This is a genomic window from Nocardia sp. NPDC019219, from assembly GCF_040632645.1.
Lineage (GTDB): Bacteria > Actinomycetota > Actinomycetes > Mycobacteriales > Mycobacteriaceae > Nocardia > Nocardia sputorum.
Map to the genome: position 1 here is coordinate 152,350 of NZ_JBEYCG010000001.1, position 13,330 is coordinate 165,679.

Annotated in this window: 6 protein-coding genes; 3 read left to right on the plus strand and 3 right to left on the minus strand. The window is 73.2% G+C overall.

The annotated features are described in order from the left end of the window. Window positions 1–93: 93 nt before the first annotated feature. From ABZ552_RS00765 to ABZ552_RS00775, 3 genes are read right to left on the minus strand one after another with little or no spacing between them, the layout of a single operon-like run. On the minus strand, window positions 94–1,614 hold the full coding sequence (locus ABZ552_RS00765) for a dynamin family protein (RefSeq protein ID WP_281919438.1): 1,521 nt from the start codon (window positions 1,612–1,614) through the stop codon (window positions 94–96). 44 nt (window positions 1,615–1,658) lie between these two features. Continuing rightward, window positions 1,659–3,521, minus strand: coding sequence for a dynamin family protein (locus ABZ552_RS00770; RefSeq protein ID WP_281876152.1), 1,863 nt, complete (start codon window positions 3,519–3,521; stop codon window positions 1,659–1,661). A 37-nt stretch (window positions 3,522–3,558) separates the two neighbouring features. Next, window positions 3,559–7,479 (minus strand): IniB N-terminal domain-containing protein, encoded by a 3,921-nt coding sequence (locus tag ABZ552_RS00775; RefSeq protein ID WP_357435083.1) that lies wholly within the window; start codon window positions 7,477–7,479, stop codon window positions 3,559–3,561. Between the two features lie 297 nt (window positions 7,480–7,776). Here ABZ552_RS00775 and ABZ552_RS00780 point away from each other — a divergent pair, with 297 nt between their 5' ends. The 3 genes from ABZ552_RS00780 to ABZ552_RS00790 are packed head-to-tail and all read left to right on the plus strand — an operon-like array spanning window position 7,777 to window position 13,292. Beyond that, window positions 7,777–9,558, plus strand: a complete 1,782-nt coding sequence (locus ABZ552_RS00780; protein ID WP_281916361.1) for an Hsp70 family protein — start codon at window positions 7,777–7,779, stop codon at window positions 9,556–9,558. After that, window positions 9,551–12,133: a LuxR C-terminal-related transcriptional regulator gene (locus tag ABZ552_RS00785; RefSeq protein ID WP_281876155.1), complete on the plus strand. Its 2,583-nt coding sequence runs from the start codon at window positions 9,551–9,553 to the stop codon at window positions 12,131–12,133. The genes ABZ552_RS00780 and ABZ552_RS00785 overlap by 8 nt, the downstream gene beginning before the upstream one ends. 46 nt (window positions 12,134–12,179) lie before the next feature. Next, a complete protein-coding gene (locus ABZ552_RS00790) occupies window positions 12,180–13,292 on the plus strand; it encodes a hypothetical protein (RefSeq protein ID WP_281876156.1) in 1,113 nt (370 codons plus the stop codon). Window positions 13,293–13,330 lie beyond the last annotated feature (38 nt).

Here is a 13,330-nt window from a genome sequence, read left to right on the forward strand (position 1 = left end):
GCGCATACCCGGGCGCACCTCGACTACACCGCCCGTGGCGGCGGAGTGCGACAGTCACCGCAGGTCACGGGACCTCGGAGGCTCAGCGGCCGATCATTCCGGCAGCACGCTCAAGGTGCCTTCGGCGCTGCGGGCGGCGGTCAGGCAGGCCGTCGCGGTGAACTGGTCGGCGAGGGGGTGGCGCGCCCGGGCGCGCCACTTCCGGACCGCGGCCACCGCTTGCGCGCGCTGCGCGGGCAGCGGCGCGTCGAATGGAAGACCCAGACGCAGGTGGGGTGCGATGCCAGAGCCGCCGATGAGCCGGTGCAGCTCGGCGAGATCGTCGGCGGGCAGCGCCAATTCGTCGGTGCGCAGGCGGCCGAGCAGGCGTAGCTCGGCGAAACCGTGCACGTCCGCGAGCAAGGTGCGCACCCTGGGCAGCAGGCGGTCGGCCGGGGTGCCGCGGTAGGCGGTCAGCACCCGGGCCAGGGCGGTCAGCGCGGAATGCGCTTTGAGCTGGTCGGCGCGCTGCCCGAACTGGACGTCGAGCACCGACCGCAGTTCGTCCACGCCGCTGCGGCTGGTCAATTCGGCGGCCAGCGTGGCTGAATCGCGCACCCCGAGCCGGATCAGCGTGACGGCCATCCGGATGCCGAACAGCCCGAACCGCTCGGCGAGCTGCGCTCGCAGTTTCGGCGGCACCGGCAGCGGCACGTCCGCGCGCGCGAAACGGTCGGCCGAGAGCAAAGCGGCGCTCAGCTCGTCGACCGGGACCCGCGCCAGCGTCTCGAACGCGGCGAACTCCTGCTGACGCAGCGTCGCCGCAGCGAACGCGAGCAGCCCGGCGACCGGGATCACGGCCTGGCACAGACCCGTCCGTTCCAATTCCCCGGCGAAGCGGGTGGCGACATCGCGCGCCGAGTGCAGCGCATCGATCCGGCCCGCCCCGATCTCGTCGGCCCGCGACACCACGCCGACGATGCCGAGCGGACCGGGCGCTCCCGGCCCGCCGTTGGTCGCGGTTCCGGCGCCCACGCGCTCGAGGAACTGCACGTCGGTAGCGTCCAACCGGCGCAGCAGATAGACGACCGCGTCGGCGCCCGGGATGGCGATCCCCTGCTCGGCCCGCTCGTCGTCCGCTCCCGGCGTCAGCAGGCGCGCGGTGCGCCGCGACACCTCGCGCGACAGCGAAGACGTGCCCGGCGTGTCGATGATGGTGGTGTGCGCGAGTGCCGCGGCGGGCCATTCGACCTCGAGATGGTCGACCTCCCGCGCCGCCGGGGCGTTCCAGTTGAGCCCGTCCAGGTCGAATGACAGCCCATGGGTCCCGCTGCCACGCCGGACCACGACGTGCGCACGGGCGCCGTCGGGGGCGTAGGCGGTCACGCTGGGTGTCGAACCGTAGCGGTACCAGGTGACCACCCTGGTGCACTCGGTCGCGTCGGTGGGTGCGATGTCCTGTCCGACAAGGGAGTTCAGCAGGGTGGATTTGCCCGCCTTGATCGAACCGGCGAGCGCGACCCGCAGCGGCTGATCCAAGCGGCGGGCGCAGTCGGCCAGCAGGGCACGCGGGCGCGGCTCGCCCGACAGCGCCGCCTGCGCCGCGCCGACCAGCCGATGCGCCTCGGCGACGATTCCCGGTACCGGGCCACCATCACGTACCGGGCCACCATCACGTCTCACGGGGCTACCGTACCGGCGGGTCCCATCGGTAGTGCGGTCTGCATGGCATCGGCGTAGCGGCGCAGTTCGGCGACCACACGCAGCTGCTGTTCGAGTTGCGCCCCACGTTCGGCGCGGCGGGTGGCGACCATGGACGCCGCTTCCTGCGCGGCCCGCAGCGACTCGTCGATGGAGCGCAGGCTGCGTTCGGCGACGCCCGCGTAGTGGTCGCGCAGCGCGCGGTGGATGCGGTGCAGCCGGTCCTTCGACTCCTTGCCCGCCTGGAACGCCACGTCGTCGACGAACCGGCGCACCGCCGCCTTCGCCTCGTTGCGCCGCTTGGCCAGCCGGGCCTGCTTGTCGTCGCGGAAGGCCTTGCCGCCCACGATCAATCCCGCGCCGATCGAGATCGGATTGAGCAGCGCGAGCCCGGCGAAGGTGCTGGCCAGCCCCACCATGAGCACGCCGCCGTAGGAGCCGCGCATGCCGACGAGCAGCTTGCTGCCGAAACCGATATCGGGTTCCAGGTCGGCGAGCGTGCCGGAGATGGCGCGGCCGGTGTCGGCTCTCGCGCCGGGACGCACGTCCGGCAGGTCGACGGCGCCGAGCTCGGAGAAATGCTCGGCGACGCGCTCGGCGAGCTGAATCGCCCGGGAGTGGGTCCACAGCAGATTATCGCCGAGCGCGGTGTCGACGGTGCCGGTGAGGTGTTCGGCGATGCGATCCCAGTGGCGGCCCGGATCGTGCTCGTCGATCCATTCCTCGGTGGTGCGCGCGATAGTGCGCAGGCGGTCGCGAAGATCGTGGTCCACGTCCCCGGCCAGGTCGGTGATGCCGTCGGCGAGCGTCTGCTGCCAGGCGGCGGTCCTGCGGTGCAGTTCCTCGGCCGCGGAACGGGCGGATTGCAGTTCCCGCACCGCCGCCGCGCCCTGGGCGGGATCGCGGACCGCGACCAGCTCACTGCCCAGGGCGAGCGCGAGATGCTCGGCTGCCGAGCGGATATCGCGGGCCACGGCGGTGCGGGTGGCCTGCTGATCGCGCGCCACGACCTGGTCGCGCAGGAAGGTGTAGAGCACGCCGAAGCCGGATTCCACACCCAATTGCTTGTCCTGCAACCGCATCGCGTGGGTGCGCAGCAGCGACGACACCGGGATCATCGGCACGTCGAGGCGGGCGCGCGCGAGATGGCCCAGGTCGGCCTCGTGCACCTGCCGCCAGTGCGGGTACAGGTCGGTTTTGGTGAGCAGCAGCGCGACCGTCGGGCACAGTTCCCGCACCTGCCGCAGGAACGCCAGCTCGGGCTCGGTGAGCTCGGTCGACGCGTCCGACAGCACGAATACCGCGTCCGCGGCGGGCACCAGTCCGAGCACGCCCGCCGCGTGGGCGTTGCCGTGCCCGCCGACACCGGGAGTGTCGATCAGCACGATGCCGTCGGCCAGCAGGGCGTTGGGTATCTGCACCTCCAGGCGCACGATCCGCTTCCCCTGCGCGAGCGGGGAGCGCTGGTCGATCGCACCGATCTCCGCGACCGGCACGGCCACCCTGCTCTCCGCGCCGCTGGAGTCACCGTGCGCTGCGAGCACCAGCTCGGCGCGCGGCTCCGGACCGTGTGCGAGCAGCATCGGCACCGTGGTGGTGGCGTCGTCGCCGACCGGGCAGATGTCCAGGTTCAGCAGCGCGTTGACGAAACTGCTCTTGCCCTGGTCCAGCTGTCCGGCGACGACGATGCGCCGGCGCGGGTCGCGGACCCGGTCGGCCGCCACTTCCAGGCGGCCGACCAGATCGTTGCGGCCCGCGGCACGGGCCGCCGCGATGGTTTCACCGAGTACCGAGAGCAGCGGTACCGCCGGTGGAGTGGCGTTCGGCGCGGGCGTCCCCATCGCGGTATGGACCTCTTTCCGTATTACCGGGCAACTGTCAGTGCAGGAATGTATCGCCACCCAGATCGGCGCCCGCGGAACCGCTGAACTCCGTGCTCGCGTGGCTCTCGCCGAACAGGCCCGCATCGGTCTGGCCGCTGCTGTCCAGGCCCGAGCCGAAGGCGCTCGACACGTCCAGCGAGGACCAGGTGTGCGCGGTGGAGCCGACGCTTCCGCCGAGGCCCGCGCCGGTGTCCACCGCGCCGTGCGCCGCCCCGCTCGCCGAGCCCGCCAGTCCGGCGCCCGCGTCCGCCGCGCCGCCGACGGTCGACTGCGCCGCGCCACCGAGGCCGGTGGTCGCGTCGAGACCCGAGGACAGGCCGGAGGTCGCGTGCGAGCCGATGCCGCTGTCCAGGCTGGAACCGAGGTGCGCTCCCGCGCTCGACGCGCCTTCCAGGCCGCTCGACAGGCCCGCGCCCGCGCTGCCCGCAGCACCGAGACCCGTCGACAGACCCGACTCCAAACCCGCCCCCGCGCTGCCCGCAGCACCAAGACCCGTCGACAGACCCGACTCCAAACCCGCCCCCGCGCTGCCCGCAGCACCAAGACCCGTCGACAGACCGGACTCCAGACCCGCACCGGCATGGCCCGCGCTGTCGATTCCGGTGGAAAGGCCGGAGCCGAGTCCGGCGCCCGACTGCGCACCGGCGTTGAGCCCGCCCGACAGACCCGCACCGAGACCGGCGCCCGCCTGAGCCGCGGCATCGAGTCCGGACGACAATCCGGAGGCAAATCCGGCGCCCGCCTGCGCACCCGCGTCGAGCCCGCCCGACAGACCCGCGCCAGCCTGCGTACCCGCGTCGAGTGCGCCGGTGAGCCCGGCTCCGGCTTGTGCCGCACCGTCCAGACCACCGCCGAGACCGGTGGACAAGCCGGTCTCCAAGCCGGTCGCGCCCTGGACCCCGGCCTCGAATGCGCCGCCGAGCCCGGACTCCAGACCCGCGCCGGCCTGCCCGCCGGTGTTCAGCGAGCTGTCCAGACCGCCGCCGAGTTCCGCTCCGGTGCTCACGGCCGCGCCGAGACCCGTGGCGAGCCCGGTCTCCAGGCCCGCCGTCGCTTGCGTTCCGAGGTTGCCGGCTCCGCCGACGGCCGAAGAGAAGTTGCCTCCGAGCCCGGCGGCCAGGTTGCCGGAACCTTGTGCGGCGGTGTCGATTCCGCCGGTGAGGCCGGTCGTCGCCTGGCCCGTGGCGTCGAGCGCTCCGCCCAGCCCGGTCTCCAGACCGGAGCCGATCTGCGCGCCCGCGTCGCCCGCTCCGTGCAGTCCGGTGGACACTCCCGCGCCGAGGCCTGCGCCCGCCTGCCCACCCAGTCCGGTGGTCATCTCACCGGCTCCGTTCAGCGCGCCCTCCAGACCCGCGCCGGCACCAGCCCCGAGATCGGCCGCCGCACCCGCCGCACCGCCGAGACCCGCACCCAGTCCGGTCGTCGCGTCCACCGCGCTTTCGAATCCTGCGCCGAGACCAGCCTGCGCACCCGCGCCGAGACCCGCACCCGCAGCGCCTTCCAGACCAGCGCCCACACCCGCGGTCAAGTCCGTCGCGGCACCCGCGGCGCCGTCCACAGCGCCTCCGAGGTTCGCGCCCAAACCGGTGGTCGCATCGACAGCGCCCCCGAGACCAGCGCCGATACCGGCAGTCGAACCACTCGCGGCGTCCACCGCGCCTTCCAGGCCCGCGCCGAGCCCGGCACCAGCCGCGCCGCCCGCGCCGAGCGCCACGTCGAGCCCCGCGTTCGAACCGCCGACCGCATCGACAGCGCCCTGCAGGCCGCCGCCAACACCCGCACCGACACCAGCCGTCAGATCGGTCGCCGCACCCGAAGCGCCCTCCACAGCGCCTCCCAGGTTCGCGCCCAAGCCGGTAGTCGCATCGACAGCGCCGCCTAGACCGGCACCCAGGCCCGCAGTGGCGTCGACCGCACCGTCCAGACCCGCACCGGTGCCGAGATCCGCCGCCCCGCCGATCGCACTCTCGAAACCGGCGCTCAGATCGGTCGCCGCACCCGCGGCACGACCGAGTCCTGCACCAAGGCCGGTCCCGACATCCGCCGCCCCACCAATGGCGCCCTCCAGACCGGCCCCCAGCCCGGTCGACGCATCAACAGCACCCTCGAGGCCAGCGCCGACACCGGCACCGAGCCCCGCGCCCAAATCGGCCGCCGCACCCGAAGCGCCCTCCACAGCACCTCCCAGGTTCGCACCCAAACCGGTCGTCGCATCGACAGCGCCGCCTAGACCCGCACCCACACCGGCACCGAGCCCCGCGCCCAAATCGGTCGCCGCACCCGAAGCGCCCTCCACAGCACCTCCCAGGTTGGCGCCCAAACCGGTGGTCGCATCGACAGCACCGTCCAGACCAGCGCCCAGGCCCGTGGTGGCATCCACCGCACCCTCCAGACCCGCACCGGTGCCGAGCTCCGCTGCCCCGCCGATCGCACTCTCGAAACCGGCACCCAGACCGGCCGAGGCATCCACAGCACCACCCAGTCCTGCGCCGAGCCCGGTCGTCAAACCGATCGTCGCATCAACAGCACCGTCCAGACCAGCGCCCAGGCCCGTGGTGGCATCCACCGCACCCTCCAGACCCGCGCCGAGACCGGCCGCCGCATCCACTGCCCCATCGAGACCCGCATCAAGACCCGCACCCAGATCGGTCGTCGCACCTGCGGCTCCACCGAGCCCGGCACCGAGGCCAGCGGTGGCATCCGCCGCGCCACCAACGGCGCCCTCCAGACCCGCGCCCAATCCGGTCGTCGCATCAACAGCGCCCTCGAGACCCGCACCGAGCCCCGCGCCCAACCCGGTCGTCGCATCAACAGCGCCTTCCAGCCCCGCGCCGACCCCGCCGCCCAAGCCCGCGGTGACATCCGTCGCCGCGCCCAGACCTGCGTTCAATCCCGCGGAGATGTCCGTGGCACCCTGCACGGCCCCTTCCAAACCCGCGCCGAGGCCCGTGGTGATGTCCGCCGCGCCGCCGATGGCGGTTTCCAGGCCCGCGCCGAGGCCGGTCGTCGCGTCCACCGCGCCCCCGAGGCCCGCGCCGAGGCCGGTCGTCGCGTCCACCGCGCCCCCGAGGCCCGCGCCGAGACCAGCGCCCGCCTGCGCACCGGCACCCAACGCCGCGTCGAGTCCCGTGGCCAGTCCGGTCGCGGCGTCGACCGCGCCCTGCAGTCCCGCGCCGACCCCGGCGCCCAGGTCCGCCGTCCCATTCACCGCGCCTTCCAGCCCGGCACCCAGGCCGGCCGCCGCGTCCACCGCGCCTTCCAAGCCCGCGCCGATACCCGCGCCCGCGCCGATACCCGTGGAGAGGCCGGTCTCGAGTCCGGCGGCGATGTCCCCCACGCCTTCGGCATCGAGATCGAGGCCCGCGCCGATGCCGCTGATCACCTGGGCGCCAGCGCCGAGCAGGCCGCCCACGGCGGCGGACAGGTCGGCGCCCGCGTTCACCACGGTGTCGAGGCCGGTGGCCAGCCCAGCGCCAAGACCTGCGCCGATCTCCAGCCCGGTTTCGATCGCGGTGTTCAGGCCCGCGCCCAGGTCGACGCCAGTACCGACACCCAGGTCGACCCCGCCACCAGCGCCCAGGTCGACCCCGCCGCCCGCGCCCAGGTCGACGCCCAGATCCGCGCCCAAGTCGACGCCGGCGTCCGCCACCGCCGCCGCGCCCACGGTGCCCGCCGCGCCGACCACGGCGGCAGCGCCGGTCTGCGCGCCCGCCGCGACGATGGACTGCAACTGGGAGCCGCCGGTCACCAGCGCCGACTCCGCGACCATCGGGGCGCAGAGGGCGATGTCCTCCGGCGTCACCGCGCTCAGGCCCGCAGCGGCCAGCGCCTGGGTCGGGTTGGCGCAGTAAGCGACCGCGGCCTCGTGGTTCCGCAGCAGATCGAGGATGAACTCCAGAATCGCGTTGGGTGTCATGAGAATCTTCTCCTGAGTCCCGGCGGACCTCGCTGATCCGCAGTCGTTGGAATGCAAATCACGCTAGGAGCGCACGGCGTTACGCCGAAACGGGGCGAACCCCTACGACCGTCCGAGGGCACCCGATAGGGGTGGGAGCGGAATTAGGGGAATTTCCCTAAACGATCCCCTAACGAGGTAACGGCTGATGGCCAGCAACCGACAGAACGGTTGCGTCGGCAACTACACCGCCCAGCGCACCAGCTCGGACACAGCAGCGACACCGGACCAGACAGTTATCTCGAACGGGGTTCTCGAATGACACAGCGCCTGGCGCTCGGCATCACTGTCGGGGCGTCGAATTCGGTCGCCGTGGCGGCAACGGAAGAGGGCGACGACGGCCTCGGCCCCTCCGGCGGCGGATTTCTACGCTCGCATCCGAGCGTGCTACGGCTCTCGCCGGACATGGCGCCCACGCTCGGCGCGGGCGCTCGCTCCACCGGCCGCCATTCCAGCGACGTGCTGCTGGAGGGCTTCCTCGCCAGGGTCGGCGATCCGGTCGGCATGCTCGCCGAGGACGGTTCCTCGTATTCGGCGCCCGACCTGGTGGCCACCGCGATCGGATGCCTGGTCGACGAGATCGCAGCCGAGACGGGGCGAAGCGGCGTCCAGGCGATGGTCGCCTGCCATCCGGCCTGGTGGTCGCGGCACACCGTCGATATCCAGCGCGACGCCTTGGAGCGGGCCGGACTCGGCGAGGTGACGCTGGTTCCGGAGCCGACCGCGGCGATCCGCTGGCTCGACGCCGCGCACGGCCGGACCGACGACGGGGCGGTGATCGTCCTCGATCTCGGCGCGTCCGGGTCGACCGTCTCGGTGGTCCGCACCGGCGAGCACGCCAGCCTGCTCGGCGCGCCGCTGCGCAGCACCGACGTGGCCGGCGCGGAATTCGATCTGCTGACCATGCGCTATGTCCTGGCAAATGCGGTGCTCGCCGCGGATTTCGATCCGTTCGATCCGGTGGTGGAACGCGAATTATCGGCTTTGCGAGAACGCTGCAGAAAAGCGAAAGAAGAGCTTTCCATAAATACCGCGACGGTCGTTCCGGTCCGGGTGGACCCCGCGGATCCGCACGGCAGCACGGTGCGGCTGGTGCGCGGCGAGCTGGAAGACCTGCTGCGCGGACCGCTGTCGAGTGCGATGAACCTTATCCACGACGCGGTGCACCGGGCCGGGCTGGACATCGGCGACGTCGGCCGCGTCCTGCTCACCGGAGGTGGCGGCGCCATTCCCCTGGTCGCCGAACTCATCTCCTCCGAGTTCGGATTGCCCGTGGTGGCGGCTCCCGACCCCGAGCACACCACGGCACGCGGGGCGGCGCTGCTGGCCGCCGATCTGCTCGCCGCCGAGACCGACCAGCTCCCCTTGGTGGTCGATCCGGTGGCCGAGGACGAGACCGTCCCGCAGCCTCGGGCGCTACCCTCGGCGGGACTCGCGGCGTTGCCCGAGGAGCCCGCTCCGCGCAGGCGGGCACTGACCGGCAGGCAGCGCCTCGCGGTGGTGGCGGGTGTCGCGGCCGCCATCGGCGTGCTGGCCACCGGCACGCTCGCCATCGGCACCGGCATCCAGTCCGGTTCGAACCCGCCCGCCTCGACCGACCAGTCCAGCACCGGCGCCGTGCAGGTCGCCGGGACGACGGGGACGCAGGCAGGCGACCCGGCCGCACCGTCCGGTGTCGCCGCCACGGATTCCGCGTCCGCCACCGGCCGGCCGAAAACGGAGGCGCCGCGAGCCGGTACGCCTTCGTCCGCCGCCCAGAACACCACCGTGGCCGTGGTGAACAGCGAACAGAACCCCGATCAACCCGCTCCGGCGCCCGCGGACCCCCCGGCGCAGCAGCCCGCGCCTCAGCCGCAATCTCCGCAGCCTGCCCCGGCCCCCGCTCCCGCGCCGGCGCCGGCCAACCCGCCCGCCCCCACCCAGCAGCAGCCCCGGCCGACGTCGCCGACCGCGCCGAGTCTGCCGACGGGCGTACTGGGCGATACCCTCGGCACGGTGCTGCGCGCTCCCGGAGAAATCCTGGGAGGCTCCGGTGGCTGATACCGCCTTCGACACGCTGCCCTGCGCTCGCGACATCTTCCGCGATCTGGATTCCGCCGACGACCAGCCGGTGGTCTACCTGATCCGCGGCCGCTCACAGACCGGCAAATCGACGCTGCTCGCCGAGATCCGCGCTCGTCTGCGCGCCCGCGGCGTCCCGCTGCAGGACGACTTGGCCACGCTCCAGCACGCCCACGCGCGCAACGGCTCGCACCCGGTGACCAGAGCGCAGGGCGGCGGCACGGCGGGCGTCACCACCGACACCGCCCGCCCGGCCCTGATCATCGACAACGCCCACACGCTCGGTCACATCGATCTCGAATACCTCTGCGCGGCAGTGGAATCCGGCCATCGCACGATGGTGATCGCCACCCAGCCGCGCCCGCACGATCCGCGGCTGCGGATGCTCGCCGACGCGATCGCCCGGCGCGGGCGCATCGTGGAGCTGCGCCCGCTCGGCGTCGCCGACATGGCGCCGTTCGCCCGGGAGCTGGGCATGATGGTGCCGCGCCAGGTCGCTCAGCACATCCACCTGCAGACCGCGGGGATCCGCGGCGGCGTGGTGGCGGCGCTCACGGCCGCCTGCTCGGCGCGTCTGGACGCGGGCATCACCGCCGTCGACACGGCCGTCGCCGCGTGGGCTCGCGGGTTGCTGGACAACCTCGAACCCGACCTGCTGGAGACCTTGGTGGTCGCCACCACGGGCACGGGCCTGGATTCCAGCGAACTCACCGAAGTACTCGGCGTGGAGCAGTCCGTCGCGCAGGATCTCATCGACCGCGCCAGGGCCAGCGCCCTGGTGACCGATGCCGACCTGCTGCTGGAACCCGCCGTCGCCCCCCTGCGCACGCTGCTGGGCGACCGCAGGTTTCTCGCGGTCGAACGCCGTTTGCTCGGCGCCCGCCTGGAGGCGGGGCTGCTGCGCGACCGCACCGCGCTGCAACTGGCCGAATCCGGCGTCCGCGATCCGCGTCTGGCCGACTTCCTCGTCGACGCCGCGGGCCAGGCGGGCCGCGAGGCGGTCCGCTACTACGCCGCCGCGGCGGCCGCGGGGGCGGAACTCGATCTGATCGCGCTGCGCTGGGCCGAGGCGGCCGCGCGGACCGGCGACGGCGACACGGCCATGCGGCTGGCCGAGCCTATGCTGGCGCGGTCGGGCAGCACCGGCACGGAGCTCGCGACGGCTGTGCGGATCTGCGCGGCGGTCCTCACCCGCCGGGGCCTGGTCGGCCGCGCCGCGCAGCTGTACACCTGGCTGGGCGGACATCGGGTCGGCCCCGATTGGGCGGTCGGCGCGACGGTGTTGTGCCTGGCCGGTGACGTGCCGGGCGCCAGGGAGATGTCTTCCTCGGCCACGAAGTGGCCGCCCACCGAAGCGGGCGCGCATGCCCGGCTGATCGCGACCGCGCTCGCGGACACCATCGAACCGGGCAACAACACCGCGGCGGCGGTGTCGGCGCTGGTCCAGGCCGCCCACGCGGACGCGGGCGTGGACCGCTTCCTGCCCTGCACGGCGGCCTCGATCGCCACTCTGCTCTCGCTCGGCACCGGCGAGCCCCGCCGCGCCCAGGACGCGTTGCGGCGCGCCACCGCCAGCGGGCTGCGCTGCCATCAGCTCGACGTGCTCGCGGCCTGGACGGCGATGCTCGGCGGCGACGAGCGCGCCGCCGCGGCCACGGTGGCCGCGCTCGACCACGACCGACTCGATGTGCGCGACCGGCTGCTGGCGCACGGCGTCGCGGTCGGTCTCGCGCGGCGCAGCGGCGACCACACCGCGCTCGCCCGCGCGTGGCAGGCCGCGTATCCGCTGTTCGACGACGTGCAGGCCGACCTGCTGGCGCTGCTGCCGATCGGCGAGCTGTGGTTGGCGGCCATCCGGATGCGTGACGAACGCCGGATCGCGCCCTTGGTGGACGCCGCACTCGCGCTGCTGCGCCGCTTGAACGATCCGCCCGCCTGGTCCAACGCCTTCCACTGGTACGGCGTGCAGGCCGCGATCGCACACGAGAGCCCCGAGGACCTGTTGCCGCACGCGCACGCGTTGAAAACCGCGGCCGAGGCGGGCGACCGGCACGCCGCGGTGCTCGCCGACGCGGGCCGCACCTGGGTGCTGGTGCTGCGCGGCCAGGTGGCCACCGCACCGGTGCACGCGGCCGTCGCGGCGCTCACCGAGATCGGCATGACCTGGGACGGCGCCCGGCTGGCCAGTGAGGCGGCGCTCGCGGCGGCCGACTCCGCGACGGCCACCGCACTGCTGAAACTGGCCCGCACGGTCCGCGCCGACGCACGTCCCCAGGAGGCGCAGGCTCGGCCCCCCGCACCGGCCGCGCACAACGGCGACGCTCCGCCGCCGCCCACGCCGCCGCAGGCCGCGATCCTCAGCGAACGGGAGCGCGAAGTGGCCGAGCTGGTTCTGCTCGGGCTCACCTACCGCGAGATCGGTGCGCGCCTGTACATTTCGGCGAAGACGGTCGAGCACCACGTCGCGCGCATCCGACGCCGGGTCGGTGCCCGTTCCCGTTCGGAGTTATTGTCGATGCTCCGCGCCATGGGACACGGTTCGCTTCTGGTGTGACCGGGTGCGGTTCCGTCAGCGGGAACGCCGAAGCGAGGTAGGTGAGATGGCCACTGGGGTTGGCCTGCGCGTCGCCGACGACGAGTGCACGGCGGTCATCGTCACCGACGGTGACGAGGAGCCGCGGTACATCGTCCGTGCGTCGGTGCTGCACATGTCCGACGACGGTGATGCCGAGCTGGGCGGTCCCCCGCCCCCAGGCGACGCCCACTCGATCAGCGGCTTCGTGTCCGCGGTGGGCGACCCGGCGGGAATCCCGGTCGACGACGGGGAGGCGTATCGCGCCGAGGACCTCGTCGCGACCGCCCTGTTCTGCCTGATCAACCTGGCCGCCGAACATCTCAGCGGCCCGGCCGAGTTCTATGCGACGCATCCGGCGCACTGGCCCGCCGAGTATGTGCGTTCGCTTCGGGACGCCTTGGACTACCTGGGTCTGCGCTCGGTGCAGCTGGTCAGCGAGGGCGAGCTGCCCAGCGCCGAGACCGGAGCCGACGGTAGGTCCTTCGCCCACGACGCGGCCCGAGGGGCGCTGGCCGCCGTGCTCGCCACCCCGGCCGGGGCCACCCCGCCGGACCCGTCCACCGCGGAGAACTCGACGGTGGACACCGTCGTCATCCCGGCCGTGCCCGCCGCCGACGCGCTACCGCAGGCGTATTCCGCCGCCATCCCGATCTCCGAGCCGACCTTGGTGGCCGAAGCCGAGCCGGAAGCCGAGAAACCCGCGCAGGCACCCGTTCCCGCGAAGGAATCGAAACGCATCCCGCTGCTGATCGCCGGCGCCGCGGCGATCGGGCTGGTGCTCGGCGGCATCGTGGTGGCCTTGCTGTTCCGCGACGGCGCCGAGACACCGGTGCCGCCGTTGCCCGACGCCAAGTCCGAGCCGACGTCGGTCAGTCCCGCCCCGCCCCCGCCGCTCGTCACCTCGACGACGCCCGCCACCACCGAGCCGCCCGAGCCACCGGTGGTGATCACCGAGACGACGACGCCGGAGCCGACGACCACGACGCCGCCCACCACCACCGAGCCGCCGACGACGACGCCGACCACCACCACTCGTACCTCGACCACGCGGACCCCCACGCCCACGACCAACCCGTTCGGGCAGCAGCTACCGCAGATCCCCACCATCCCCGGCATGGGAATACCGGGTAGTCGGTGATTAGTAGCGTCCTATCCGGGTTTGTGGCTTAGAGTGTT